This is a genomic window from Streptomyces sp. NPDC001927 (assembly GCF_053594455.1).
Genome location: NZ_JBSFEN010000006.1, coordinates 485,340 through 511,494, shown reverse-complemented (window position 1 = coordinate 511,494; position 26,155 = coordinate 485,340). Strand labels below are relative to the sequence as shown.

The 26,155-nt window shown below is 71.9% G+C and carries 24 protein-coding genes; 6 read left to right on the top strand and 18 right to left on the bottom strand.

Going from position 1 to position 26,155, the window contains the following annotated elements; genetic code table 11:
- The first annotated feature begins 48 nt into the window (after nt 1–48).
- Together ACWCO8_RS19545 and ACWCO8_RS19540 are read left to right on the top strand one after the other, a co-directional pair.
- Nucleotides 49–465: a hypothetical protein gene (locus tag ACWCO8_RS19545; RefSeq protein ID WP_451033273.1), complete on the top strand. Its 417-nt coding sequence runs from the start codon at nt 49–51 to the stop codon at nt 463–465.
- Between the two features lie 109 nt (nt 466–574).
- Complete coding sequence (locus tag ACWCO8_RS19540) at nt 575–1,159, top strand: hypothetical protein (protein WP_451033272.1); 585 nt, start codon at nt 575–577, stop codon at nt 1,157–1,159.
- A gap of 57 nt (nt 1,160–1,216) precedes the next feature.
- On the opposite strand, the gene ACWCO8_RS19535 is transcribed toward ACWCO8_RS19540, so the two are convergent.
- A complete protein-coding gene (locus tag ACWCO8_RS19535; protein ID WP_451033271.1) occupies nt 1,217–4,957 on the bottom strand; it encodes a S8 family serine peptidase in 3,741 nt (1,246 codons plus the stop codon).
- A gap of 343 nt (nt 4,958–5,300) precedes the next feature.
- Between ACWCO8_RS19535 and ACWCO8_RS19530 the strand changes: the two genes are divergently transcribed.
- Nucleotides 5,301–6,200, top strand: a complete 900-nt coding sequence (locus tag ACWCO8_RS19530; protein WP_451033270.1) for a formylglycine-generating enzyme family protein — start codon at nt 5,301–5,303, stop codon at nt 6,198–6,200.
- Between the two features lie 18 nt (nt 6,201–6,218).
- Here ACWCO8_RS19530 and ACWCO8_RS19525 read toward each other — a convergent pair whose 3' ends face one another.
- Together ACWCO8_RS19525 and ACWCO8_RS19520 are read right to left on the bottom strand one after the other, a co-directional pair.
- A complete protein-coding gene (locus tag ACWCO8_RS19525) occupies nt 6,219–8,456 on the bottom strand; it encodes a sulfatase-like hydrolase/transferase (protein WP_451033269.1) in 2,238 nt (745 codons plus the stop codon).
- Nucleotides 8,457–8,598: 142 nt separating this feature from the next.
- Nucleotides 8,599–9,360: a DeoR/GlpR family DNA-binding transcription regulator gene (locus ACWCO8_RS19520; RefSeq protein ID WP_451033268.1), complete on the bottom strand. Its 762-nt coding sequence runs from the start codon at nt 9,358–9,360 to the stop codon at nt 8,599–8,601.
- A 49-nt stretch (nt 9,361–9,409) separates the two neighbouring features.
- On the opposite strand from ACWCO8_RS19520, the gene ACWCO8_RS19515 reads away from it, so the two are divergent.
- Entirely contained in the window at nt 9,410–10,093 is a 684-nt protein-coding gene (locus tag ACWCO8_RS19515) for an NUDIX domain-containing protein (RefSeq protein ID WP_451033267.1), read from the top strand.
- Nucleotides 10,094–10,117: 24 nt separating this feature from the next.
- Here the strand turns inward: ACWCO8_RS19515 and ACWCO8_RS19510 are convergent, their stop codons facing one another.
- Nucleotides 10,118–11,041 carry an NADP-dependent oxidoreductase gene (locus ACWCO8_RS19510; RefSeq protein ID WP_451033266.1) on the bottom strand — a complete coding sequence of 308 codons (924 nt, stop codon included), beginning with the start codon at nt 11,039–11,041 and terminating at the stop codon, nt 10,118–10,120.
- 127 nt (nt 11,042–11,168) lie between these two features.
- On the opposite strand from ACWCO8_RS19510, the gene ACWCO8_RS19505 reads away from it, so the two are divergent.
- On the top strand, nt 11,169–12,200 hold the full coding sequence (locus ACWCO8_RS19505; RefSeq protein ID WP_451033265.1) for a GlxA family transcriptional regulator: 1,032 nt from the start codon (nt 11,169–11,171) through the stop codon (nt 12,198–12,200).
- 27 nt (nt 12,201–12,227) lie between these two features.
- Here ACWCO8_RS19505 and ACWCO8_RS19500 read toward each other — a convergent pair whose 3' ends face one another.
- The 10 genes from ACWCO8_RS19500 to ACWCO8_RS19455 form a co-directional block, all read right to left on the bottom strand.
- Nucleotides 12,228–13,448, bottom strand: a complete 1,221-nt coding sequence (locus ACWCO8_RS19500) for a mannosyltransferase family protein (protein ID WP_451033264.1) — start codon at nt 13,446–13,448, stop codon at nt 12,228–12,230.
- Between the two features lie 93 nt (nt 13,449–13,541).
- Complete coding sequence (locus ACWCO8_RS19495; protein ID WP_451033263.1) at nt 13,542–13,949, bottom strand: hypothetical protein; 408 nt, start codon at nt 13,947–13,949, stop codon at nt 13,542–13,544.
- Nucleotides 13,942–14,499, bottom strand: coding sequence for a SigE family RNA polymerase sigma factor (locus tag ACWCO8_RS19490; RefSeq protein ID WP_362009336.1), 558 nt, complete (start codon nt 14,497–14,499; stop codon nt 13,942–13,944). The genes ACWCO8_RS19495 and ACWCO8_RS19490 overlap by 8 nt, the downstream gene beginning before the upstream one ends.
- A 221-nt stretch (nt 14,500–14,720) precedes the next feature.
- Nucleotides 14,721–15,620, bottom strand: coding sequence for a TauD/TfdA dioxygenase family protein (locus ACWCO8_RS19485; RefSeq protein WP_451033262.1), 900 nt, complete (start codon nt 15,618–15,620; stop codon nt 14,721–14,723).
- A 35-nt stretch (nt 15,621–15,655) separates the two neighbouring features.
- Nucleotides 15,656–16,027, bottom strand: coding sequence for a 4Fe-4S dicluster domain-containing protein (locus ACWCO8_RS19480; protein ID WP_451033261.1), 372 nt, complete (start codon nt 16,025–16,027; stop codon nt 15,656–15,658).
- Complete coding sequence (locus ACWCO8_RS19475; RefSeq protein WP_451033260.1) at nt 16,024–17,643, bottom strand: FAD-dependent oxidoreductase; 1,620 nt, start codon at nt 17,641–17,643, stop codon at nt 16,024–16,026. Before ACWCO8_RS19475 ends, ACWCO8_RS19480 begins: the two co-directional genes overlap by 4 nt.
- A complete protein-coding gene (locus ACWCO8_RS19470; RefSeq protein ID WP_451033259.1) occupies nt 17,640–18,995 on the bottom strand; it encodes an LLM class flavin-dependent oxidoreductase in 1,356 nt (451 codons plus the stop codon). Before ACWCO8_RS19470 ends, ACWCO8_RS19475 begins: the two co-directional genes overlap by 4 nt.
- 55 nt (nt 18,996–19,050) lie before the next feature.
- Nucleotides 19,051–19,962 carry an ABC transporter permease gene (locus tag ACWCO8_RS19465; RefSeq protein WP_451033258.1) on the bottom strand — a complete coding sequence of 304 codons (912 nt, stop codon included), beginning with the start codon at nt 19,960–19,962 and terminating at the stop codon, nt 19,051–19,053.
- Nucleotides 19,959–20,786, bottom strand: coding sequence for an ABC transporter ATP-binding protein (locus ACWCO8_RS19460; RefSeq protein ID WP_451033257.1), 828 nt, complete (start codon nt 20,784–20,786; stop codon nt 19,959–19,961). Before ACWCO8_RS19460 ends, ACWCO8_RS19465 begins: the two co-directional genes overlap by 4 nt.
- A gap of 4 nt (nt 20,787–20,790) precedes the next feature.
- Complete coding sequence (locus tag ACWCO8_RS19455; protein ID WP_451033256.1) at nt 20,791–21,843, bottom strand: ABC transporter substrate-binding protein; 1,053 nt, start codon at nt 21,841–21,843, stop codon at nt 20,791–20,793.
- A gap of 432 nt (nt 21,844–22,275) precedes the next feature.
- Here ACWCO8_RS19455 and ACWCO8_RS19450 point away from each other — a divergent pair, with 432 nt between their 5' ends.
- On the top strand, nt 22,276–22,803 hold the full coding sequence (locus ACWCO8_RS19450; RefSeq protein WP_451033255.1) for a GNAT family N-acetyltransferase: 528 nt from the start codon (nt 22,276–22,278) through the stop codon (nt 22,801–22,803).
- Nucleotides 22,804–22,810: 7 nt separating this feature from the next.
- On the opposite strand, the gene ACWCO8_RS19445 is transcribed toward ACWCO8_RS19450, so the two are convergent.
- The 4 genes from ACWCO8_RS19445 to ACWCO8_RS19430 all read right to left on the bottom strand — a co-directional run bounded on the left by ACWCO8_RS19445 (nt 22,811) and on the right by ACWCO8_RS19430 (nt 26,079).
- On the bottom strand, nt 22,811–23,371 hold the full coding sequence (locus tag ACWCO8_RS19445; protein WP_451033254.1) for a rhodanese-like domain-containing protein: 561 nt from the start codon (nt 23,369–23,371) through the stop codon (nt 22,811–22,813).
- Nucleotides 23,372–23,537: 166 nt separating this feature from the next.
- Complete coding sequence (locus ACWCO8_RS19440; protein WP_451033253.1) at nt 23,538–24,404, bottom strand: DUF1684 domain-containing protein; 867 nt, start codon at nt 24,402–24,404, stop codon at nt 23,538–23,540.
- A 405-nt stretch (nt 24,405–24,809) separates the two neighbouring features.
- The gene (locus ACWCO8_RS19435; RefSeq protein ID WP_451033252.1) at nt 24,810–25,838 is read right to left on the bottom strand and encodes a Rieske 2Fe-2S domain-containing protein; all 1,029 of its coding nucleotides are present in this window, start codon (nt 25,836–25,838) and stop codon (nt 24,810–24,812) included.
- A gap of 1 nt (nt 25,839) precedes the next feature.
- Nucleotides 25,840–26,079, bottom strand: a complete 240-nt coding sequence (locus tag ACWCO8_RS19430) for a recombinase-like helix-turn-helix domain-containing protein (RefSeq protein WP_451033251.1) — start codon at nt 26,077–26,079, stop codon at nt 25,840–25,842.
- Nucleotides 26,080–26,155 lie beyond the last annotated feature (76 nt).

The following is a 26,155-nucleotide window of genomic DNA, read 5'->3' as shown; positions in this document are numbered from 1 at the left end:
GGGATGGTGTGTCCAGAATGAGTGGTGGGCACCGACGAGGGAGGTGGCGTGGACACGGGGGCTCTGGTCGTGCTCGCGGGGATCATGCTGTTCGGCGGTCTGCTCGCCGCCCTCGCGGGCACCTATGGCCTGCGCCAGGCGCGCCGCGTGAGCGCGACGGGCGTCCGTGTTCCGGCCCTGGTCAAGCGACGCCCGGCAAGGCCCGGCGAGGAGCCCGCCACGCTGCTCCAGTTCGTGACGGAGGACGACAGGGTGATGGAGGTCGCCTGCCCCGTCCGCCCGACCGGCCGCCGCCCGATCCGCGACGGCGACACCCTCCTGATCAGCTACGACCCGGCCGACCCCCGCGACGTCGTCGTCCAGGGCCACGAACCCTTCGGCCGCGAACGGGCCTTCGTCGTCGGGGGCGTGGTGGTCGTGCTGCTCTCCATCACCCTGCTCGTCGTCGCGATCACGGGCGGGTGAGGTCCGCCGAGCGCCTCGGCGATGAGCGTTCCAGGGTCGTCGGCGTGGGTTGAGCGTCATACTCGGCGGCAATGGGGAGTGGGGAGCAGCGCCTGCGGGAGGGGTCGGTATGGGTGGCGGCGAAGTGTGGCCGGTTCCTGAGGTGTTCGGGCTTGGCGTGGTGATCCTCGCCGAGCCGCGGCGGTCCGTGTTGCGCGCCTATCGCGGTCCGAAGATGCACCTGGCGGCCGAGGACGGCACGGTCCTGGCGCACCTCCATGAGTGCGGCAAGCTCGCGTACGCCCTCCGGGACCTCGGTGGCCGGCCCCTGCTGGGGGTCGACCTCGTCTCCGGAAAGGCATTCGGCCGGCCGAGGTTCCAGGTGACCGACGCCGACCGCCAGCCGATCGGCGAGGTCCACGCGCATGGCCGCATCAACCACACCCAGCTGCTGGAGATACGAGCCGGGAGCGGCGCGTTGCGGCTCACCCGTACGGCTCTCCTGGGCAAGACCTGGTTGGTGCGGGACTCCAGCGGCGGCGAGGTCGGCCGGGTCACGGTGTCGGTCGTCCGCTCGTTCGACGGGCTGCAGGGGTACAGGGTCGAGCTGGACCGGCGGACCGGGAGCGAGCAGCGGCGGCTCGTTGTCGCTGCGACCGTGTGCCTGCAGGTGATCCGGCGTTGGCGGAGCGACCCCCGGGGCGGTCCGGCCTGACGCCGCACTGCGGGCGGCCTCGGAAGGCCGGCCCGCAGTGCTCTCGTCACCTGCGCGCTATCCGGCCGGCCAGTGCGGCCAGGTCGGAGCGTACGAGCACCAGTACTCCGGGCAGCCGACCCGGTAGGCCCGGGTGACCGTCTCCGTCAGCGACGCGCCGGAGCGGTCCTGGGCCGTGACCTCGAGCGAGACCCAGCCGGTCTTCAACGCCGGTACTGTCACCCGCCGCTCGCCGTCGCGCCCGGAGACCCGCGCCTCCTGCCACGTGGCGCCGTCGTCCGTGGAGTACCGCACCGACACCCGGTCCACGTCCGTGCCGCCACGCACACCCGCCTGGCGTCCGATGCCCAGACCGAACGTGAACTCCCGGTCCTGCGCGACCGAGTTGTCGCCGTCGAGGCCCGCCATGTCGTAGCGCGTGTCGAGCAGCGGCAGCGGGCGCTCGTCGGCGGTGTGCTCCGAGCGGAACCGCCAGACGCCCGTGACATGCGTACCGAGAGACCAGTCGGGATGGTCGCGGTGCGCCGTCGACGTCAGCTCGTACCACTGCCCGCGACGCGGTACGTCGAAGAGGCCCTGCCCCGGCTCGTCGTTGCGCGCGAGCACGCGTCCCGAGCCGTCGCGCAGCACCGTCTCGCCGGACTCCAGATCCCGCGCCGGATCCGAACGGTGGCCGCCCGCGTCCGAGAACATCGGCAGTGCGAGACGGAGCTTGTCCCCGTCGCGGGTGGCCTGCGCCCGGCCGTCGGGGCCCTCCGCCGACAGTGAGGGGTTGAACGGGCCGGTCAGCCAGTTGTCCTTGACCGTGCGTCCCTCGCGGTACACGGTCGGGTTCGAGTACTGCACCCCGAGCGGGCCGTCCGCGTCGATCGCGTACTCGAACGTGGCCGTCGTCCACGGCACGTCAGGCGTGTAGTACGCGGTCATCCGGTGCGGCGCGCGGAACAGCGTCGACTGCTGCGCCAGCCGCAGGCCCTCGTGGGTCACCCAGCCGTAGATCCCCTTCGGATCGTTCGGGAATCCGGTCGTGCGGAAGCTGTGCTCCACGGCGGCCAGGTCACGACGACGGTCCTGCCAGTGCGCTCCCGCCGGCACACCGTCGTCCTGTTTGTGGAAGGTGAAGTAGGTGCGGTCACCGTTGCGTTCGCCCTTGATCCGCAGCGTCACCTCGCCCTGCGCGAGCCGCTCGCGCAGCAGCGCCACGCCGAGCGCGTCGACGCCCAGCGGCGGATCCGCCGGGTCGAACGACGCGTACCCCGACATCAGGATCGCCGCCGGCGCCTGGGCCTTGATCGCCGCGTAGCGCCGGTCCCGCTCCTCCCAGGGCACGGACCAGCCCGCCTCGAAGAGGACGATCCGGTCCTTCAGCTCCAGGCCCGTCAGGTCCGCGCCGCCGCCCACGTCGACGACCCGCTTCTCCAGGTCCCAGTCCATGCGGCCCCAGGACACCAGACGCACCGGCACGTCCACCGGGGCCGCGGCGCCGCCGACCGTCGTGGCGAGGACGTACGGCTGCTCCCAGGAGGCGGCCGAGAAGTACGTGAGCCCGGGTATCCGGGCGCTTCCCACGGCGTACGACGTGTATGCGCCGCCGAAGATCGGGGCGGTAAGACCCGTGGGCGCGCCCGCCGCGGTCGACGAGACGATCCCGGTCGCCGAGCCCTGCTCGTCGATCCGCATCTCCGGGTCGTCGATGCCCATGGTCACCGGCTTCGCCGCGGACACGTCGACCTTCAGCGTCCGGTCGCCGGTCAGGGAGACACGGTGGGCGACGGCGACGGAGGTCTCGGGCACGCTCGCCGCGCCGTGCGCGACGTACTCCCACACCCCGCCGAAGACCCGGTAGTCGCCGACCGGCACCCGGATCTCCTCGGGTTCCGTCGTGAGCCCGACCAGCTGCGACTCACCCGTCTTCTCGTTCTGGACGACGAGGTTCGTGTACGCCGCCTCGACACCGGCCCGCTTCGCCGCGGGTTCGAGGGTGAGTGTGGCGCTCGGCCCCTCCGCGTCCACACCGACGGGTGTACGCGTCGTGCTGCCGTCGCTGCCCCGCGCGGTGATCCAGGCGCTGTGCGCGCCGGGGGAGACCCTGCTCGTGTCGATCCGTACGGTCGTGGAAGCGGTGCCGCCCGCCGGGACCGTCAGCTGCCGCGCGGTGAGCGTGACCGGGGCCTTCCCGCGCACGGAGAGGCTGAGCCGGACGTCCTTGGCGCCGCTGTTGCGATAGGTGACCGTACGGGTGGGCGTGCCCGCGTACGGCCAGGGCAGTTCGGCGGACACCGCGGCCGGGGCGGTGGTGACCCGGGACGCAAGCGCGCCGGGCACGTCGACGCTGCCCGAGCCCTGCTCGTACACACCCGCGGCGGCGACCGGGTCGGCGCTGGCGACAAGGGCCGCCTTGAGCTGCGACGCGTCCCACTCGGGATACCGCTGCTTGAGGATGGCGGCCGCACCGGAGACATGAGGGGTCGCCATCGACGTGCCGCTGAGCGTCGCGTAGAACGCGCTGTTCGCGGCGTCGCCGAGCGTGCCCGCCGCGCGGGCCGCGGTGATCGCGCTGCCCGGTGCGGTGATCTCGGGCTTGACGCCGGCGTCGGCGACGGCGGGACCGCGGGAGGAGAACGAGGACATGGCGCCCTCCTTCGTCACCGACCCGACCGTCAGAGCGCTGGGCGCCGCCGCCGGCGCACCGATCGTGCGCGGAGCGCCGTCGTTGCCTGCGGCGACGACGAAGAGGGGTCCGCCGTCGGCCGACAGGGTCTCCACCGCCTGCGACAGCGGGTCACTGCCGTCGCTCGGCAGACTCGAGCCGAGGCTCATGGAGACGATGTCGGCGTCCTGACCGGCCGCCCACTCCATCCCTTCCAGGATCCAGCTGACGTAACCGGAGCCGCCACCGTCGAGGACCTTGCCGACGAGCAGGTCGGCCCCCGGCGCCACACCCTTGTACCGGCCCTGTGAGGCGGCGCCGCTTCCGGCGACGGTCGACGCGACGTGCGTGCCGTGGCCGTTGCGGTCGGCGACGCTCTCGTCCCAGGTGAAGTTCCGCTCCGCGGTGACCTTGTTCCTCAGGTCCGGGTGGGCCGGGTCGTAGCCGGTGTCGAGCACCGCGACCTTCACGCCCTTGCCGTCGAGGCCGTTGCGCCAGGCCTCGGGCGCGCCGGTCATGGCGACGGACCGGTCCAGGCTCGCCTTCACCTTGGCGTCGAGCCACAGCTTCCCGGCCGCGGCGGTACGTGCTGCGCCGCCGGACGTGCCCGTCGCCGCGAGGAAGCCCTGCCAGGCTGTCGCCGCCTCCGACTTGCGTACGGTACGGGCCGTCAGCCCGAGCGCCGGATACGTCTCCCGCTGGGTGGAGCCGCGCAACGCGGGCGAGGCGTGGGCCGTCGCGATGAGCGGGATGTCCGCTCGCGCGGCATCGTCGTACCCCTGCGCGGCGAGCGCGGTGACGTCGAAGAGCTGTCGGTCCACCCGTCCGTCGGCCAGCGGCTGCGTGGCGTCGACGGGGACGACGTACTCGTGGTCCTCGACTCGGGCCCGTGTGAACGCGATGTGCTCCCGGCCCCTTCCCGGAGTGACGCCGCTGACCTGAAGGTCGCTCCCGCTCCCGGCGAAGGTGACCCGGTCCCCGCTCACCAGGGTGACGCTCCGCTGCCCGGGCACGGCACCCCCCGGCAGGATCGCGTGAGCGGACCCGGGCCGTGGGGCTTCCGGCTCGGCGGCTGCGGGCAGCCCGGTGGCCAGCAGCGCGGCGGCACTGGCCACGACGACGGCTGCGGTCCTCGATCTCGATCTCATCCGCTGTACCAACTCCCTGAAGGTGTCGGGAACTTCACAGGGAGCCCATTGAATCCAGGAGCCGCCGCCGCGACAGGGAAGTGGAGGGGCGGAATCCCGCCATGGCACAACACCGCCACGCTGGCGCGCGCTTGGAGCTCCTCCCCCCCGCCAGTCCGCAACCGACGGCGTCTGGGCCGGCGTACCCCATTTCATCCGCCGTACATGGAACGGGCGTTCCCGCTCGCCTACCGTCGGGGTCGTGGCAGCAGGAACCTCACTGCGCGCCGCCACGTCGACCATCGGCCGGCACCCGTGTCGCGAGGCGCGGGGGCCGGCCTTTCCTCGTTCCGACGGAGCCGTCATGCCCGCATGCTGCACCCCAGGTCACTCCGACGTCCCCGTCGCGACCCTCGCACCTCCTCGCCGACCGCTCCCGCCCTCCCGGGTGGCCCGGCAGCTGATCACCCTGCCCGGAGGGCGCTTCCTCATGGGCACCGACGACCCGGAAGGGTTTCCGGACGATGCCGAGGGGCCGGTCCGCGAGGCGGTCGTCGAACCCTTCCGGATCGCGGCGACGACCGTGACGAACGCCCAGTTCGCCGCCTTCGTCAAGGCGACCGGACACGTCACCGAGGCCGAGCGCTTCGGCTTCTCCTTCACCTTCGGGGCCTTCCTCGGAGAGGAGGTGTCCGCCGTGTCCCCGCCCGTGCAGGGCGTTCCGTGGTGGCGGGCGGTGGAGGGCGCCTCGTGGTGCCGTCCCGAAGGCCCCGGCTCACACGTGACCGACCGGCAGAACCACCCCGTCGTCCACGTCTCCTGGCACGATGCCATGGCGTACTGCGCCTGGTCGGGCACCCGCCTCCCCACCGAGGCCGAATGGGAGTACGCGGCCCGCGGCGGCCTGGAACAGCGCCGCTACCCGTGGGGCGACGAACTCACGCCCGGCGGCCGCCACATGTGCAACATCTGGCAGGGGGAGTTCCCGACCCTCAACACCGCCGCCGACGGCCACGTGGGCACCGCCCCCGTGACCTCCTTCCGTCCCAACGGCTTCGGGCTCTACAACACGGTCGGCAACGTGTGGGAGTGGTGCGCGGACTGGTTCACCCCCGGCGAGGAGAGGTCACGGGCGATGCGCGGCGGCTCGTACCTGTGCCACGACTCGTACTGCAACCGCTACCGGGTGGCCGCCCGGAGCTCCAACACACCGGACAGTTCGACCGGCAACATCGGGTTCCGGGTGGCCGCCGACCTCGCGTAGCGCGAGCACGGGGAAGAGTCAGGCCACCGTGACGTGGGCCAGGGCCCAGGAGGTGTGGTCGAAGGACGTGCGGCTGTTGGCGTCCTCGACCACGAGCCGCAGGACGCGGACGCCGCGCACGTCCAGGTCGAGCTGGACCGGGCCGGTGGCCGCCGTGAGGGTCGGGGTGGTCAGCAGCAGACGGTCGTCTCCGTACACCTTGGCGCGGGTGGCGCCGAGGGTGCTCTGCTTGGCGGAGAAGTCGTCGATGCCGACCAGTGAGGTGAACCGGACCGCGCGCCCGCCGAGATGGAAGGCGATGGCGCTGGGCGCGTGGACGCCCAGGCCCTTGGGGTACGTCGTACCGGCGAAGGCGATCGACGGGCCGTCGCCGGCGGCGTTCTTGCCGTTGGACGTGTCGCGCTCCACCGGTCCCCAACCGTTCGAGGCGCTGATCCAGGCGAGGTCGGAGAGGTACGAGTCGCGGGTGGGGGCAGCGGGCGGGGTCGGGACCGTACCCGTGGCCGGGTAGCGCACCGGTCCGGCCGGGGTGAGGGCGCCGCCCTCCGCGGTGAGTGTCCAGGTATTCGCCGGGGCGGTGTGCGCGGGCGGCGTGACCCGCCAGGAGGCCGTGAGCCGACCACCGGCGGCGAGGTGGTCCGCGGTCACCGGGGAGGTGGGGGTCACGGTCCAGCCGGCGGGGGCGCGCAGAGCGAGCGAGGCCGCGGTCCACGGGCGGGAGGAGCCGTTGTCGAGGGTGCCCGTCACAGTGAACGCCTGACCGGGCACGGCCAGACCGGGCAGGGTCAGCCGGGCCCCGAACGGGACGCGCGGGTAGGCGTCCTTCCACGAGGAGCGCATCAGCGCCACCAGCTCCGCCGCCCTGGCCGGGTGCTTGTCGACGATGTTCCGTGTCTCGCCGCGATCGGTGGCCAGGTCGTACAGCTCCACCTGCCACTGGGCGTCGGGGAGGTTGCGGTCCCGCTCGGGGGCGAAGCGTACGGCCTTCCAGTGGTCCTTGCGGACCGCCTCGGCGAGCCAGGTGGCACGCCCACCGTCCTGCGCGTTGGCCCGGCCGGTGACGCCCCGCTCGTCGCGGAACCAGTACAGGTGCCCATGGCGCGCCGCGTTCGCGCTGCCGGCGAGCACGGGCGCGGCGGACAGCCCGTCGACGTCGGTGGGGGAGGGGGCGCCGCCGAGCTCGGCGAGGGTGGGGAGGACGTCGGTGAGCGGGGTGGGGCGGTCGCTCGTGCCCGGCCGGACCCGGCCGGGGCCCCAGGCGACGAGGGGAACGCGGACGCCGCCTTCGTAGAGGTTGCGCTTGTAGCCGCGCAGCGGGCCGTTCGCGTCGAACAGGTCGGGGTCGACCCCGCCCTCCTCGTGCGGTCCGTTGTCGCTGGTGACGAGGACGATCGTGTCCTGCTCCAGGCCGAGCTCCCGGATCCGGTCGACCACCTTGCCGACGAGCGAGTCGAAGTACGTGACCTGGGCCGCGTGCCCCTTGTTCGCGGCCGACCAACTCCGGTCGGCGTACGCGCTGGAGTCGGGGATGTCGCTGGGGGCGTGCGGGACGTTCGGGGTGAGCAGGAGGAGGAACGGCTCGGAGGCGTGGCTGCCGATGAACTCCAGCGCGCGCTGCTCCAGGAGGTCCGGGGCGTACACCGCCTTCACGCCACCGGCGTTGGCGGGGACGGGTTCCTTGACGTCGTTGTGCCAGAGGTACGCGGGGTAGTACTGGTGCGCGTGACTGTGGTCGATGTAGCCGTAGAACTCCTCGAAGCCCCGGGCTGCCGGGTGACTGTCCTGGCCGGCGGCCTCCGGTCCGAACCCCCACTTGCCGATCACGGCGGTGCGGTAGCCGCGGGCCCGGAGCACCTCGGCGAAGGTGGTGTCGTCGGCGGTGAGCGAACCCTGGCCGCCGGAGGAGGGGTTGGCGCGGACCGTGGCGTGGCCGGTGTGGAGTCCGGTCAGCAGGGAGCCGCGTGACGGGGCGCAGACGGCGGCGGTGGAGTAGGCGTCGGTGAAGCGGAGCCCCTCGGCGGCGAGCCGGTCCAGGCGGGAGGTGGTGATCAGCTTCTGGCCGTACGCGCCGAGCTCTCCGTAGCCGAGGTCGTCGGCGAGGACGACGACGAAGTTCGGCGGCCGGGTGGCCGAGCCCTCCCTCGGGTCCGGAACGGTCACGGACGGCGTCGCGCGTGCCGGGCCGGCCGTCGCGGTGACGGCGGTCAGACCGAGCGCGGCGGTCGAACCGGCCAGGAAGGTACGGCGGCTGGACATGGAGGGCTGCTCCTCGGGTCCGGGTGCGGGAGGGCGGGCGTTCCGCCGATCATGCGCGGGGGAGCGGCGCCAGGACCATGCACACGCCATGAAGAACATGTGACGGCACCCGACCCGAACACGAGCCCCGACGCGGGGCCTGTCACCGGTGGGCGGTCAGGACCTCCACGCCGAGTGCCTTGATCTGCTTCACCACGGGGTTGCTCGGGGCGGCGTCCGTGAGGAGGGCGGTGACCTTCGGCCAGGGCAGGACGCGGAAGCGGGACGCCGTGCCGATCTTCTCGGAGGAGGCGAGGACGTACGTGTCCGCGGCCCGCGCGGACAGGGCGCGCTTCATCGCCGCCTCCTCGGCGTCACCGGTGGTCAGCCCCGCCTCGGGGTGGACGCCCGTGACGCCGAGCAGGCAGAGGTCGGCGGAGACGTTCTGCGCCGCTTCGACGGCGGCGGCGCCGCACGTGACCGCCGAGTGCTTGAAGACGCGGCCCCCGAGGAGGAAGAGCTCGGCCCGTGGGTGGTCGAGGAGAGCCGTGGCGACCGTGGGGCTGTGCGTGATCACCGTGCAGGCGAGCTCCTGCGGGAGGGCCCGGGCGACGGCCAGGGCGGTCGTACCGCCGTCGAGGATCACGGCACCGCCCGGCCGCACCAGGCCCGCGGCCAGCGACGCGACTTTCTGTTTGCCGTCCGGGGCGACCGCCTGCCGGGCCGCGTAGTCGACGACCGCAGGGGAGACGGGCAGCGCGCCCCCGTACACCCGCTGGCACAGCCCCTCGGCGGCGAGGTCGCGCAGGTCGCGCCGCACGCTGTCCTCGGAGATCCCCAGCTCGGCGGCGACGTCCTTGGCGACGATCTTGCCCTCGCGGGCGAGCAGGGCGAGCAGGTGGTCACGTCGCTCAGCAGCCAGCATGCACACTCTCTCCTGTTTCTGCACGTTTCTGCATGTACTGTAGCGCCCCATGACCGACCGAACCGCATCCGCCCGCCCCGGCATCGACACCCCCGACCACCGCGGCCGCACCGGTCTCGACCGGGCCGGACGCGACCTGCGCCGCAACCCGGACGTCGTCGTCCGGGATGTCGAACTCACCTCGCAGGGCTGGCACGTCCTGCGGCGGACCACCTTCGACTACCGTCGCCGCGACGGACGGTGGGAGACCCAGCAGCGCGAGACGTACGACCGGGGAAACGGCGCGGTCGTCCTGCCGTACGACACCGGCCGCGGATGCGTCCTGCTCACCCGGCAGTTCCGCTACCCCGCCTACGTCAACGGCCACCCCGACGGCATGCTCATCGAGGCGGCCGCCGGGCTGCTCGACGCCGACGACCCGGACACCGCCGTCCGGCGCGAGAGCGCCGAGGAGCTCGGTGTCGTCCTCGGGCCGCTCACGCACGTCCTCGACTCCTACATGAGCCCGGGCTCCGTCACCGAACGCCTCCACTTTTTCGCCGCCCCCTACACCCCGGCCGACCGGACCGGGGCCGGCGGCGGAGTCGAGGCCGAGGGCGAGGACATCGAGGTCCTGGAACTCCCCTTCACCGAAGCCCTCGCCATGACCCTCGACGGACGCATCGCCGACGGCAAGACCGTCCTGCTGCTGCAATGGGCCGCCCTCCACGGTCCCTTCGCCCCGCAGGCGTGAGCCGCCCGGCCGCCGCGCCGGACGTCAGACGACCGACAGGACGATCTTGCCGGTCGTACGCCCCAGCTCGCCGAGCTCGTGGGCCTTCGCGGCCTCGGACAGCGGCAGGACCGTGTCGACGACCGGCCGCACCGCGCCGCTCTCCACCAGGGCGGTGATCTCGCGCAGGCCCAGGTGGTCGGGCTCGACCAGGACCCATGCGGCCCGTACCCCGTCGGGCGCGGTGGGCACGTCGTCCGGGCCGGGGAGGGTGACGAGCCGACCCCCGGTCCGCAGCACCTTCAGGGAACGCTCGGCCGTCTCGCCGCCGAGCCCGTCGAGCACCACGTCGATGTCGGAGACGACGTCCTCGAACCGGGCCTCGCGGTAGTCGACCACCTCGTCCGCGCCGAGCTCCCGGAGCAGCTCGTGCTTGGCGGAGCTGGCGGTGCCGATGACGTACGCGCCGCGTGCCTTGGCGATCTGGACGGCGAGGTGGCCCACGCCGCCGGCCGCCGCGTGCACGAGCACACGCTCGCCGGGCTGTACGTCCGCCGCGTCCACGAGGGCCTGCCAGGCGGTCAGCGCGGCGAGCGGAAGGGCAGCCGCCTCCACGTGGGTGAGGGACGCCGGCTTCGGCGCGAGGTGGCGTGCAGGCGCCACGACGTACTCGGCGTACCCGCCCGCCTGCCGGGGGAAGAGCGGCATCCCGAAGACCTCGTCGCCCGGGTGGAGGTGCCCGACGCCGGGGCCCACCGCCTCGACCGTGCCGGAGACGTCCCAGCCGACGATCGGCAGCGTGCCCCACTCGATGAGGGCGCCGCTCGCGCGGGTCTTCCAGTCCACCGGGTTCACGCCGGCGGCGTGCACCCGCACCAGTACCTCGTTCAGGCCCGGCTCCGGGCGCTCCACCTCGCGCTCCACGAGCTTCTCCGGACCGCCCCACTGCTCCACGACCACCGCACGCATGCTTCTCCGCCTCGTTCCTTCTCGATCGGCGTCCGCCGGAACCTCTCCGGCGGCGACTCGTTCACGATCCCGCGTCCCGGCCTCGCGTGGTGTTGGCCCTCCGGCCACTATGTGCCAGGATTTGGCCATGGGCTTGGACATGGACGAGACGACCCCGACAGCGCCGACACCGCACCGCGTCGCGGTGCTCGCCCTGCCCGGAGTGCCGCCCTTCGAGCTCGGCATCCCGTCCCGCGTCTTCGGCAGCGTCCAGGACGCCGAGGACCGCCCCCTGTACGAGGTCACCGTCTGCACCGCCGACGGCGCGCCGGTCCTGAGCGACGCCGGCTTCGTCGTCCAGCCCGCGGCGGGCCCCGAGGCGCTCGCCGCCGCCGACACCGTCGTCGTACCGCCGACGCACGCCATGCCCGAGCTGGGGCGCGGCGGCCCGCTGCCGCCCGAGGTCGCCGCGGCCATCGCCGGGATTCGGCCAGGGACGCGCCTGGTGTCCATCTGCTCCGGTTCGTACGTCCTCGCCGCCGCGGGTCTGCTCGACGGCCGGCCGGCCACCACCCACTGGAATCTGGCCCCCGAGTTCCGGCAGGCGTATCCCGAGGTCAAGCTCGACGAGGAGGTGCTCTTCGTCGACGACGGCGACGTGCTCACCTCCGCCGGGGTGGCCGCCGGGGTCGACCTCTGCCTGCACATGATCCGCCGCGACCACGGCGCCGCGGCGGCCAACCGGGCGGCCCGTATGTGCGTCGTACCGCCGTGGCGGGACGGCGGGCAGGCCCAGTTCATCGACCGGCCCGTGCCCGAGCCGACCCTCGCCAGCACGACCGCGACACGCGCCTGGGCCCTCGAACACCTCGGGGAGCCGCTCACCCTCGGCCAACTCGCCGAGCACGCCCGGATGAGCCTGCGGTCGTTCACCCGCCGGTTCCGGGACGAGGTCGGGATGACGCCCGTGCAGTGGCTCACGGCGCAGCGCCTGGAACTGGCCAAGCAGCTCCTGGAGACCACCGACCTCCCCATCGACCTCGTGGCACACCGGGCGGGCATCGGCTCCGGCAACTCCCTGCGCGCGCACATGCGAACGGCCTTCGGCGTCTCGCCCGCCGCCTACCGGCGCGCCTTCGGCGCGTCCGACCCCGTCGGCGCGGCGGACCGGACCGGATAGGCGGTCCGCCCCCGCAGCGGCAGCAGGTCAGCCCGCCCAGCGCCCCGAGAAGAAGGCCACGGCGAGGACCACGGAGAGCGGAACCGACACGCAGAGCCAGGCAGCGAAGAGCCGGGGCCTGCGGGACGTCCAGCAGGCGAGGCCGATCCACAGCGGCCACCACAGGAGGGTGGCGCGGGGGATGGACATGTACCAGTACGAGGTGCCCAGGGCCCACAGGCTGAGCGCGATGTAGACGGTCTCGGGCCAACGACGGGCGCGCGCGAGGAGGACGGCGACGACCAGGCCGACGCCCATGGCGATGAGCTCGGCTTGCCACAGGAGGGCGTACGGGGCGGTGTAGCCGTGGTCGAAGGCGGCCTCCCACGTGGTGCTCCAGGCCTCCCAGGGTGCGTGGAACTCCCGGTACCAGCCTCGTTCTTGGGCGTGCTTCCAGGCCATCCAGTCGCCGGTGTGCCCGTACAGGTACCAGAAGTAGAGGAGTGGAGGGAGCGCCGGCAGGGCCAGCCACGGCAGTTGGCGCAGCTCGCCGCGCCGACGGGCCGTCAGGGCGAAGTGGACGAGGAGCGCGGCGAGGAGGAAGAGGCCGCTGACGCGCACGGTGGTCGCGCAGGCCAGGAGGAGCGCCGCGAGCCGCCAGTCGTGGCGCAGTGCGGCGAGCCAGGCCGGCAGGGCGAAGGCGAGGAAGAGGGACTCGGTGTAGCCGACGGCGAGGAAGACGGCGCACGGCGAGACGAGCAGGAGGAGGACGGCCCGGCGGGCGTCGGCCACCTGGGGCAGGTGGAGCCGGGCGATGCGGCCCATCGCGAGGACGGCGACCGCTCCGGCGACGAAGGAGATGAGGAGTCCGGCGGCGGTCCAGTCGCGTACGAAGGGGTGCAACGCCCTCAGGAGGAGCGGGAAGCCGGGGAAGAAGGCCTCCCTGTTGTCCCACTCGGCGGGCCTGGCCGCCGGGTCGTCCGGGAAGTAGCCGTCGCGGGCGATGTTCAGGTAGTGGTTCCAGTCCCACTGTCCGACGACGGCCCCGAACGGCTCCGGGTGGTGGGACTCGGGATCGCGCGGGAAGAGCCAGGCCGTGCAGTACGCCGTGAGGAGGAGGGCGACGCGCGTGAACAGATAGAGCGTCAGGACGTCACGGTCGCCCGCGTCGAGGCGGAGGCGCCGAGCCCCCTCACGGCCTGGCTCGCGTACGGCCGCTGCCGGCGCCGCCGGTGCGGGGGGCCGGACATCTCGTTCTATGAGGGTCATAGGGGGGCGTCTGCTTCTCTCTGAGGGCGTGGCGGGGCGCGGGACGGCCTCAGATGCGGTGGCGGTCCCGGAAGGGCGGGGTGGGGTACGGGCCTAGTCGGCCCCGCCGGGCGGGGCGGTGGTCGTGGCGCCCGGCGCGACGGAGCCGGGAGGGGTGGGCGGCGGGGAGGTGGTGGTGCCGATGGCGGGCGGGCGGGTGTCGCTCGTGCTCGTACTCGACGGAGTCGGGCCGCTCACCGACGGGGTGATCGCGGGCACGACCGGCTGCGAGGAGCCGGGCAGCAGGGTGGCGAGCGCGGCGCCCCCGCCGCCCAGGACGAGGCACGCGCCCACGGCCAGGGCCGCGAGACGGCGCCGGTGGACGCGCTGCCCGCGGGCGCTGATCTCGGCGGCCGGCGGGTAGGAGGCGCGGGCCCGGCCCGCGTCGGCGGCTGCCTCGAAGAGCGACCTCAGCGGGTCGTGGGACGGGCCGTCGTGGGACGGGTCGCGGGACTCATTCACCGTGTGCCTCCTCGCCGGACGGGTGGTCGGTACCGGGGCGCTCGCCCCGCTGGTCTTCGGCGCGGGGACGCTCGCCGCGCGGGTCCTCGATCCGGTGGGCGAGTGCCGCCCGGCCGCGGGACAGGTGGGTCTTGACCGTGCCGGTCGACAGACCGGTCTCGGCGGCGACCTGGTCGACGCTCAGGTCGCACAGGTAGTGCAGGGCGAGGGTGCGCCGCTGCTGCGGCGGGAGTTCCCGCAGCGCGTCGACGAGCACGAGGTGGTCCGGCTCGGGGCCCTCGACCGACGGCGGCGCGCCGCCGCGCCGCCACGCCTCTGTCGTACGCCGACGGAACCGCCAACGGCTCACCGCGAGCCGCCACGCGACCGTACGGATCCACGCTTCGGGCTGTCCGTCCCGGTCGAGCTGCCGCCGCCGGTTCCACGCCTTGACGAAGGCCTCCTGGACGACGTCCTGCGCCTCGTGCAGGTCGCCGAGCATCACGTACAACTGGCCCGTGAGCCGCGCCACCGCGTGGGCGTAGAACTCTTCGAACTCCTCGACGGTCAACGAACACTCCCGGATCTCCGACTACACCCCGCATACGCCTGCCGAGGGTCCCCCGGTTGACACGGAAACCCAGGAACAAGAGTGATCGTGATCACGCAACCGAATCCGGAGGACACGCGTCCGGGGGAGCCGTAGATGGACGCACGAGAGGCGCCTGACGGGTGGAAACCCAGGTCAGGCGCCTCGACGTGTGTTCAGGGAGATCCGTGCTTCCCCGGGGCTCAGGCCGCCGCGGGGGTGTAGTGGGCGGCGTCGTCGCCCTCGATGACATGGCTGAGCGTGCCGTCGACACCGGCCGGGACGTCGCCCGCGACGGTCACGCGGTGCAGCAGGCGCGGCAGGTCGCCGTAGTCGTCGGGGGCGTAGTGCTGGGTGATGCGGTTGTCGAACAGGACCAGGTCGCCCGGCTGCCAGACCACCCGCAGGATGTTCTCCGGGCGGGTGACGTACGACTGGAAGAGGCGCAGCAGGTCGCGGGAGTCGGAGGGGCTGAGCCCGACGATGCTCTGGGCGAAGCCGCCGATGAACAGCCCCCGCTCCCCGGTCTCGGGGTGGACCCGGACGACCGGGTGGGCGGTGCGGTACCTCCGGGAGACGAACTGCTTGCGGTGCTCGGCCGCCTTCTCGCTCTTCGGGGCCGCGTAGTCGTAGTCGTTCGTATGCACCGCCCACAGCTTGTCGGCCAGCTCCCGCAGGGGCTCGGGCAGGTCCTGGTAGGCGGCGCCCGAGTTGGCGATCAGGGTGTTGCCGCCGTACGGCGGGACCACGATGCCGCGCAGGGTGGACGCCTTCGGCGGCGTACGGACGAAGGTGACGTCCGTGTGCCACTGGTTGGCGCGGATGCCCTCGTCGCCGTCGACCGGCAGGATCTGGGGCTGGCCTTCGACGGACGGCACGGTCGGGTGCGCGGTGGTGAGTTCGCCGAAGAGGGAGGCGAAGCGGAGCTGGCCCGCCTCGTCGAGCCGCTGGTCGCGGAAGACGAGCGCCTTGTGTTCCAGGAGCGCGGAGTTGATCTCGGTGACGACGGCGGGGGCGAGCTCGGCGCCGAGGTCCACGCCGAGGATCTCCCCGCCGATACGGCCTCCGATCCTGCGGACGTCGAAGCCGGTGCTGGTGGTCATGGAAGGGTCCTTTCGGGAGGCGATGCAGGGGGTGTTCAGGAGGTGATGGGCAGTGAGTGGCCGCCCTGGGAACCGGGCGTTCCGAGGGGAGGGCCGACAGCGCGCAGCGCGCCGGGTGTGCGGCCGCGTCCCCAGCCGATGTGCCGGCGGTAGCTGCCGAGGAGCTCGGTACGGGCCAGGTGTTCCTCGTCGCGCGCGGGGTCGTCGGCGGGCAGTGGACGGGTCCGGGGCGAGACGTACAGCGCGTCGGCGGGGCAGTTCGCCTCGCACTGGAAGCACGTCTGGCAGTCGTCGCGGCGGGCGAGTACCGGCACGCCGTCCTCGCCCCGGTCGAAGACGTCGGTGGGGCAGACCTTGATGCACTTGTCGCAGGTGATGCAGCGTTCGGCCGAGACCAGTTCGATCACGAGGCCACCTCCAGGGGCACGTCCGGTGTGATGGTCACCGGTGTGGTGGTCAGGGGCTCGGGCCGGGTCCACACCCGGTCGAGACCGCCGGTGACGATGCGGTGGTGCTGCCCGGGGTCCTGCGCCGGGAAGTCGAGCCGCTTCGCCATGCCGCGCGTCTCGGTGCGGGCGAGCGCCGCCGCGTACATCCAGCGGGCATGCGCCGCCATCGCCGCCGCCTGCCGGGCCCGCACCACGTCCCCGCCCTCGGCGTGCAGCGTGGCCCGCAGCTCCTCCCAGACGCTGTCGAGGACCCGGAGGGAGGCGGTGAGCCGCTCACCGTGGCGCAAGTAGTTCTTCTCGTACGGCAGCACTTCGCCCTGCACCGCCGTGACCACCGCACGGAAGCCGCCGGCCGGGCCCGGTGTTCCGCTGGGCCGGAGCCCGGCCTCGCCCGCCGCGACCGTACGGCGCGCCGCGGAGCGGAAACCGAGCGAGAAGGCGTGACGCGCCGCGCCCTGGCCCGCCCACGTACCGGAGGAGATGGCCCACGCGGCGTTGTGGCTGCCACCGCCCGTGAAGCCGCCGCAGATCGCCTCGCGAGTGGCCGCGTCCCCGGCCGCGTAGAGCCCGGGGACGGTGGTCGAGCAGTCCTCCCCGGTGATACGGATGCCCCCGGTGCCGCGCACGGTGCCCTCGGCGAGCAGGGTGATGGCGAAGCGCTGGGTGAAGGGATCGATGCCGAGCCGGTCGAAGGTGAGGAAGAAGTTCGGCTGGGCCAGTCGCATCGCGTGCCGTGCGGCCGCGTCCGCCCGGTCCAGGCGGCAGTACACCTTCTCGCTGAGCAGCGTCCTCGCGATGACGGACCGGCCGCCCTGGCTGGCCGCACCCTCCAGGACCGTCCCGTCCTCGCGGTAGAAGGTGGCGAAGGAGTAGAACGCGGTCTTCGTGACGGAGGTGCCCTCAGGGGCGATGCCGTACGCGTTCGAGAACTCCATGCCGGACAGCTCCGCGCCCACCTCCGCGGCGAACAGGGCACCGTCCCCGGTGTTGACGTTGCAGCCCAGCGCACCGCTGAGGAACGCGCAGCCGCCCGTGGCCAGGACGACCGCCCCGGCGCGCACCCGGTACGCCTGTCCGGCCTGACGCCGGTGCCCCCGGGCGCCCGCGACCGCCCCGGAGGGGTCGGTGAGCAGTTCCGTGACCGGACTGTGGTCGAGGATCCGCGCCCCGGACCGCTGGACGCGGATCCGCATCCTGCGCATGTACTCAGGACCCTGCAGGCCGTTCCTGAGCTGCTGCCCGTCCGGCCCGGTGGGGAAGGGGTAGCGAGCTGCCACCGCGAGCTCGTTCATGCCCGCGTACGTCTGGTCGAGGACCCGCGCCATCCAGCGCCGGTCGGCCAGGAACCCGCCCAGCGCCTCCCGGCTCGCCATGGCCGCCTCGCGCGCCGCGGGTTCCGGCGGGACGTACCAGACTCCGGTGCCGCTCGAGGCCGTGGCGCCGCTCGTGCCGCAGTAGCCCTTGTCGGCGAGGACCACGTCCGCCCCGGTCTGGGCCGCCTTGAGCGCCGCCCAGGTCGCCGCGGGGCCGCCGCCGACCACCAGGACGTCCGTGGTGAGGTCGGGTCCGGTCATGCGGGTCGCTCCTGCGCCGCGGCCGCCAGGGCCAGCCGGTTGGCGGGGCGGGCGAGGCCGTAGTGCTCGCGCAGCGTGCGGCCGCTGTACTCCGTCCGGAACAGGCCGCGCTGCTGCAGGATCGGTACGACGTGGTCGACGAAGTCCTCCAGCCCGCCCGGCAGCAGGGGCGGCATGATGTTGAAGCCGTCGGCGGCGCCCTCCGTGAACCACTCCTGGAGCTCGTCGGCGATCTGCTCCGGAGTGCCGGCGAAGACGCGGTGACCGCGCCCGGCGCCGAGGCGGGCGATGAGCTCGCGTACGGTCAGGCCGTCGCGGCGGGCGAGTTCGGCGACGAGCGTGAACCGACTCTTGTTGCCGTTGATGTCCCGTTCCTCGGGCAGCTCGGGCAGCGGGCCGTCCAGCGCCAGTCCCGTCAGATCGGTGCCGAGCATCCCGGACAGCTGGGCGAGCCCGTACTCGGGGATCTGCAGCTCCGTCAGCTCCTGTTCGAGCGCGCGTGCCTCGGCCTCCGTCGAGCCGATGACGGGGGCGATGCCCGGAAGCACGAGGAGTTGGTCCTCGCTGCGGCCGTGGCGGGCCAGCCGGGACTTGAGGTCCTTGTAGAACGCCTGGCCGTCGGCGAGGGTCTGCTGGGCGGTGAAGACCGCCTCGGCGTACTGCGCGGCGAACTCCTTCCCGTCCTCCGACGAACCGGCCTGCACGAGCAGCGGGTGGCCCTGAGGGCTGCGCGGAACGTTCAGTGGACCCTGCACTCCGAAGTACTCACCGCGGTGATCGATCTGCCGCACCCGATCGGTGTCCGCGTAGACGCCACCCTCACGGTCGAGCAGGATCGCGTCGTCCTCCCAGCTGTCCCACAGCTTGGTGGTGACGTCGACGAACTCCCGGGCGCGCTCGTAGCGGAGCCGGTGCTCCAGGTGCTCCTCCTGGCCGAAGTTGCGGGCCTCGTTGACAGTGCCCGAGGTGACGATGTTCCAGCCGGCGCGGCCGCCGCTGATGTGGTCGAGGGAGGCGAACTTGCGGGCGGTGTGGAAGGGCTCGTTGAAGGTGGTGGAGACGGTGGCGATCAGTCCCACGTGCTCGGTGACCGCCGCGAGCGCGGACAGCAGCGTGAGGGGTTCGAAGCCGCCGAGCGCGTTGTAGCGGGCGTTCCCCCACAGGGCGAGACCGTCGGCGAGGAAGACCGAGTCGAGCAGCCCGCGCTCGGCGGTCTGCGCGAGGTGCTGGAAGTAGCGCAGATCGGTGACCCGTGCGGGCTGGGTACGGGGGTGGCGCCAGGCGGCGTCGTGGTGGCCGGCGTTCATCAGGAAGGCGTTGAGATGGAGGTGGCGGGGGCTGGTCGCGGGCATGAGGTTCCTCGGATCGTGGGCGGTGGGGCGATCGGATGAGGGCGAGAGGGCCGGATCAATCGCCGGCGGACACGCGCCAGGAGCTGAGGCGCCGCTCCAGGACCACCAGGAGCTGGTTGAAGGTCACGCCGATGGCGGAGATCGTGACGATGCCCGCGTACATCTGCGGGATCGCGAAGTTGTACTGCGAGGCGTTGATCAGATAGCCCAGCCCCGCCTTGGCACCGATCATCTCGGCGGCGACCAGGACCAGGATCGACCCCGCTCCGGCCAGCCGGATGCCGGTGAACATCACGGGCACGGCGGACGGCAGGATGACCTTCTGGAAGAGCCGGGGTGCGGACAGGTCCATCGACTTCGCGAGCTTGAGGAGTGTGGGGTCGACACTGCGTACGGCGCTGATGGTGTTGAGCAGGATCGGCCAGGTGCACGCGTACACCACGATGGAGATCTTCGAGGTCTCCCCGATGCCCAGGAGCAGGACGAAGACCGGCAGCAGGGCCAGCGCGGCGGTGTTGCGGAACACCTCGAGCAGCGGACCGAGCAGATCGGCGACGGGCCGGTACCAGCCGATCAGCAGACCGAGGGGTACGGCGAGGGCCACGGCCAGACCGAATCCGCTGAACGAGCGCACCAGGCTGGCGAAGGTGTTGTCGGCGAGCTGCCCGTCGGCCGCCAGCGCCCACCAGGCGACGGCGACCTCACTGAACGGGGGCAGAAAGGTCCGGTCGACGAGGCCGAGCCGGGGAGCGGTCTCCCACAGCAGGAGCAGGGCCACGATCGCCGCGGACTTGGTGACCCCGGTCGCGATGAGGGAGGTCAGCCGTCGCAGCGCGTGCCGGACGGGGACCGGCCGGGCGGGGGAGTGGTCGCCTTCGTCGAGGCGGGCAGGGACCGGCGGGGGAGTCTTGTCGGTGGTGGTGGGCGTGGTGGTGGGCGTGGCGGTGGTGCGGGTCGTGAGGCTCATACGGATGCCTCCTGCTTCTCCAACTGCTGGGCCCTGGCCACCTCGTCGTGGAGCAGCGACCAGATCTGGTGACGGTGGCGTGCGAACTCGGGAGTGGAGCGGATGTCGTCCGTACCGGCGCGGGAGCCGAGGGTGACCGGCACGACCTGCTTGATGCGGCCCGGCCTGGACGTCATGACGGCGACGCGCTGCCCCAGATAGACGGCCTCGTCGATGCTGTGCGTGATGAAGACGACGGTCTTCCCCGTGCGCTGCCAGATGCGGAGCAGTTCGTCCTGCAACAACTCACGGGTCTGGGCGTCCAGCGCGGCGAACGGCTCGTCCATGAGCAGTACGTCAGGGTCGTACGCCAGACTGCGGGCGATCGCCACCCGCTGCCGCATCCCGCCCGACAGCTCATGCGGATGCCGGTTCTCGAACCCGGACAGGCCGACCAGATCCAGGAACTCCCGTGCCCGTGCGCTGCGTTGGCGGCGCGGTACGCCGGTGGCCTCCAGGCCGAACTCGACGTTTCCCTGCGCCGTGCGCCAGGGCAGCAGCGCGTACTGCTGGAAGACGATGCCGCGGTTCAGGCCGGGACCGGTGACGGGTTCGCCGTCCAGCAGGATCCGTCCGCCGGTGGGCCGGGCGAGACCGCCGAGCAGATCGAGCAGCGTCGACTTGCCGCAGCCGCTGGGCCCGACGAGGACGACGAACTCGCCCGCCGCTATCTCCAGGTCGATGCCGTCGACGGCCGTGAACTCCCTAGGCTTCGGGGAGTCCTTGACCGTGAAGACCTTCCGTATGTCCTCGAACACGATCTTGGGTGTAGTGGAGGTCGGCATGGGATCAGCTCCCGCTCGTCGACGGGGAGGTGGTCGGTGAGGTGGCCGGTGAGGCGTTGAACTCATTGGTGTAGAGGTCGTCCACCTTCACCTGGCCCTTCTGGATGTCGCCGCGTTCGGCCAGCCAGTCGATCCAGAGTCGGAGTTCCTTGCCGGTGATCCGGCCCGCCGTCTCGGCGACGCCGTAGGACCGCCAGTACTTGAGGGGTGAGGTGTCCTCGTTGCGACCGCGCTTCTTCACGATGTCCGTCATCCGGGCGATGACCTCGGCGCGCGGAGTGGTGCGCGACCACTCGATGGCCCGTCCGACAGCGGTGACGAAGGTCCGAGCCGTGTCGGGGTTCTGCTTGAGGAAGCGGTCCGTCATCACGTACGTGCCGGCGCTGAAGGCGCCGAGCAGTTCGAAGTCCGTGAAGAGCGGCCGGATTCCACCGGTAGCGAGGGCCTTGTCCCGCAGAATGCCGCCGAGTACGGCCACCTCGATCTGCTTCTGGCGCAACGACTGCTCGGTGTTCACCGGAGGCACGACCAGCGGCTCGACCTTGTCGATCTCCGCGCCGGAAAGGCCGCCGCGCTGGAGATAGATGTCGAGCATCGCCTCCGCGTGGGCTCCGAGCGTGTTCATCCCGACCTTCTTGCCGGCGAGATCGCGGGCGGAGCGGATCGGGCTGTCCTTGAGGACGTAATAGCCGTTGTAGGCGTGCTGGTCGGAGCCGTAATAGCTGATGACGGCCTTGATGGGGGTCTTGTTCGCGGCCAGTTTGACGACCGCGCCGTTGAACGCGCCACCGAAGTCCGTCTGGCCGGTGGCCGCCGACTGGATGTCCTGCGGCCCACTGATCGTGTTGCCGACCCACTCCAGCTTCACATCCCCCAGATAGCCGAGGTCCTCGGCCAGCTCCGGCAAGGTGACCTGCCCTGCCCAGCCCTGGTAGCGCAGCGTCCGCGTCTGGCCCTTGCCGGAGGTCCCTGCGGCGGATGTGCCGCAGCTCACCGCGACCGCGGAAAGGCCGAGCAGAGTGAGAAACTGTCGTCGGGTCGACGCCATCGTGGTCATGGAGAATCCTGTTCACATTCGATGGAACGGCTGGATGGCGCCTATGCGGAAAGGCGCGTGCCAGGGTTCCGAGCAAGGGAATGGGAACCGCCGAACGGCGGGAAAGGAAAACTGGCCGGAGAGGAAATCCGGCGGGCAGGAGAAAGAGGCCTGCCGGTGGGTCTATCGACCGACAGCACAGATGGCGCTGGCTTGACGTCGAAGATCGACGTGGAGCCGCGCGGCGAGGTTCTCAGAACTGCTCACGGCCAAGAGACTTGCAGTGGAATCCGGACACGTCAATATCTTGTCCTGCCGCGTCTCGCATACTGAATCGCATGCCATACGCGCGAAGTACGGCGTTCACAACCGGCCCGAAAGGTGGGACGGCTCCGGGCGGACGTCGTGCGGAATCCGATGGTGCGACGCGGGTTCGGCGTCAAGAATCGGTGGATGCATGAAGTGAGACTGTCCGACGGGATCATCACTCTGTCGCCGCTGAGCCCGGACGATGTGGAGGCGCATCTCGCGGGCGAGGATGAGTTGCTGGTTCGCTGGCTCAACGGCGGTCCCGGCACGCGCGAGGGTGTGGAAGCGTACTTCCGGCACTGCAGGGAGCAGTGGAGCACGGCCGGCCCCCTGCGCGCTTTCGGGATCAGGATGGCTGCCGGCGAGGCGCTCGCGGGGACGATCGACCTGCGGTTCGCAGGGGAGGGCTTGGCTCCCGGCCAGGTGAATGTTGCCTACGGCCTCTATCCGTCGTGGAGAGGGCATGGCCTGGCTACCCGCGCAGTCGTCCTGGCGGCCCGGTACGCGGCCACCGAGGGCGGGCAGGAGGCGGTGATCCAGGTCGATCCGGAGAATCCCGCATCCGCCGCGGTCGCGCGGCGGGCGGGATTCACGCCCGGAAGGCAGCCGCGCAGCGACGAGGCCGCACGGTTCGACTGGTACGTCAGGGACTTGCGCGACGCACCTCTGTGACGACTCGTCACGCGTGAGGTGCCGCGCCCCGTCGGTTGAAGGGAAGCCGGCTGAGAACCGCGGCCATACCGCAGGTGTCGGTGAGGGCGGAGAAGACCAGGCCTCCGGCGATTCCGGCCGACAACAGTTGGAACGCCGGGTGGACGAGCAGGCCGAGGGCCAGGCCGAGCAGGACCAGGATGCCTGCGGTGAAGCGGACTTGACGCTCCATCCCCCAGACCGCCCGTACGGGGCCGGGCGGGAACTCCAGCACGTGGCCGGCGGCGGCCCAGGCCCGGGTGCCGCCGGAGAGGCTCGCCGCGGCAATCCCGTGAGCGGCGAGCGCCGAGGCGGCCTTCTCGGAGCGGGCACCGGAGGCACACACCAGGAGGAGGGTCTGGTCGGCAGCGGCGGCCCGCAGATCGGAAACGCTGTCCTGGAGGCGGTCGAGGGGGACGTTGACGGCGCCGGGCAGGTGGCCGGACGCGAACTCGCCCGGGGTGCGGACGTCGACCACGTACAGCTCGGGGAGCTGCGGCTCAGCCTGGCCGACGGTGAGGGGGGCGGTGGGAGTGGGGGAGATGCTCATGGCGATCCTGCCCTTGGCAGCGACGGGGGAGTGGCCCTGCACCGAGCAGGTGACAGGGCCGTTCCCGAGATGCTAGGCGCGCGGTACGGCGACAACGGGACGACGTGCGATGCCGCCACGAGTTCGTCATGCCGTCGCCATACCGCGGCAACACGTGCGCGTTCCGTCAGTCGACCGAGCCGCGCTCCCGCGGGATGCGTTCCCCGGCCTCGACCGCCACGGGCAGTCGGTTCTCGGCCGGGGGCAGAGGGCAGGTCGCGAAGTCGGTGTAGGCGCAGGGCAGATTGGTGGCCCGGTTGAAGTCGAGCACGACCGCCCCGTCGGGTCCGGGCTCGTCCACACCGAGCTGGCGGTTGGCCGCGTACGTGGTGACACTCGAGGTCTCGTCGGTGAACAGCACCGTGAGGCTGCCGGGTGTGAACCCGTTGAACGCGGTCAGGCTCAACTCCCGTCCGTCCAGCCGGAAGACGATACGGCCCGGAGCGTCGTACACGTGCCGAAGTCCCTCGACGGAGGCGCCGACCGTGGTCGGTCGCGGCTCGTCGAAGGCCTCGTAGCGGCCGGTCACCACCCAGCGCGGATCGGGGGCGTACGCGGGCGTCCCGGTGAAGGCGGTCCGCAGCGGGTGGTCGGGGTGGCGCGGCCGGACCACGTCGTGGCCGCCGCGCTTGGCGACCTCGATCACGGTGTCGTTCCAGACGGCGTTGATGCCGCCGCGCTCCGGAATGACGCCGAAGAGGTACTTCCCCCGCACCACCGTGCCGTCGACGACGAATTCCGTCCCCTCGTCGAGGTCGACGGTGACGCCCTCGGGCCCCGTCGACCAGGTGCCGGGCGTGCCGGGGAAGCTCTGCGGCTCTTCGGAGAGCCAGTGCAGACCGGTCACCGCGAGGAAGCCGTGCTCGGCGGCGAGCCGGGCGTCCTTGTCCTGGTGCCACTCCTCCCATTCCACGGCGAAGCGCGCCGGATCGGGGGTGCCGGTGGTGTCGGTGTCGACGGTCTCGCGGGTGTCGGGGATGCCACGGACGCTCATGCGTCTCCTCCTGCTGATACGGATGGTGTGTGCACGGCCGCGCGTCCACTGCCAGAAGGCAAGGCGGAAGGAACGGCGGCCGCGGGGCAGGACGAGGCCGTCAGGGGGCACCCAGAAGCTGTTCGGGGTGAGCGCGTGGCTGTCCGGACGCCGGGTCGAGGCCTCGATGTCAGCCGGAACAGGCCATGGTCGTGACGCGCACGTAGTCCACGTGTCGACGCATCACGAGAAGGCTCATGGGTCGAGCAAACCACAACTCCGGTGCGGTGCACCAGTGTCACCCCTCACGACCGACTCGAAGCGGCCGGCAGCGCCGGTTCGCCCCGGCGCTGTTCCCGACGGGTGTGCCTCGTCCCGCCTCGGGGCTGGCGGGGCACACCCGTATCGCGGATGGCGCCGCTTCGGTCAGGCTCCGGCCAAGGAAGACGCCGACGACTGGGCCTCCGCAGCTGCCCGGAACAGTCGTCGGAGCCGTACGACCCCGAGGTCGTGCTGGTAGAGGTTCTCCTGCTGGTCGGCGTCCGCGGGCATGGCCTCCAGCATCACGCGGTCCTGCTCCAGGACCTCCCAGTGCCGCTTCTCGATCAGCGTCCGGTAGAGGAAGCGCCAGGTCGCGCGCTGCCAGTCGGCGACACGGCGGTAGCGCCAGAAGAAGACCCCGCTGCGCTCGGCGTCCACCGGGCAGACCATGCCCACGATGCCGAACGGTCCGCCGGGGCCGGCCGACGGCGGGTACGGGATGGACAGGTCGACCCAGTCCACACCGGTACGGCACAGCTCGACCCAGTCGAAGTTGACGCCCCGCTGGTCGGTCTTCTCGAAGAAGTAGCCGCGGTCGGTCTCCCGGATGCGGAACTTGGCCGTCGTGTCGCCGTCGAACATCGTGTGCGACTCGTGGTGGAGGAAGGCGCCGTGCATCGGGTCGAGGAGGTTCTCCACGGCGTACCGCCAGGGCACGTCCCATTCGGCGTAGCACAGGAACGCGTCCACCTCCGGGTCCGTCAGCGGCTCCGGCAGCGTCAGGTCCACCGGCTCGGGGTGGTTCCCGTCGCCGAAGTAGGCGAGGATCGCGCCGCCGACCTCGCGCACGGGCAGCGAGGTGACGAGCTTCTTGCCCTCCAGGTTGCAGCCGGGCAGCCCGGGGACGGAGGAGACCGTCCCGTCGGTCTCTACCTCGACGCCGTGGTACCAGCACGCCACCCGGTCACCGAGGTGCTTCCCGAGCGACAGAGGTGCGCCCCGGTGGGGGCAGCGGTCGGCGAGCATGGAGAGGTGGCCGTCGGAACGGCGGAACAGCAGCCACTGCTCACCGAGCGCGGTCACCTTGCGCATCGCGCCCGGAGCGACGAAGCGCGAAGGGACGACGGGGTGCCACTGGTTGCGCAGACCGGTGGCGTAGATGTGGTCGGCGGTGGCGGTGGACGACAGCGTCACGTCAGGCTCCCAGTCGGTTCATCTCGGCGCGGAAGGACTCCTCGGTCCACGGCGCGCCGTCGGCGGCATGGACCTTGCGGGCGTTGAGCCCGCGCACCACGTCGGCCAGCTCGTGGCCCTCGTGGGTGAAGACCTCTTCGAGGGTCGCGGCGAGCTTGTACTCGTAGGCGGTGGGTTCGTGCGTACGGGACTGGTGGACGTCCAGGTACGGCCACGCGTCGCTCGTGGTGTCGGTGGTCACGGTGTCTCCTGAGAATGCAGGGGATCAGAGATCAGGCAGGGATCAGAGATCAGGCAGGGATCAGGGATCAGGCAGG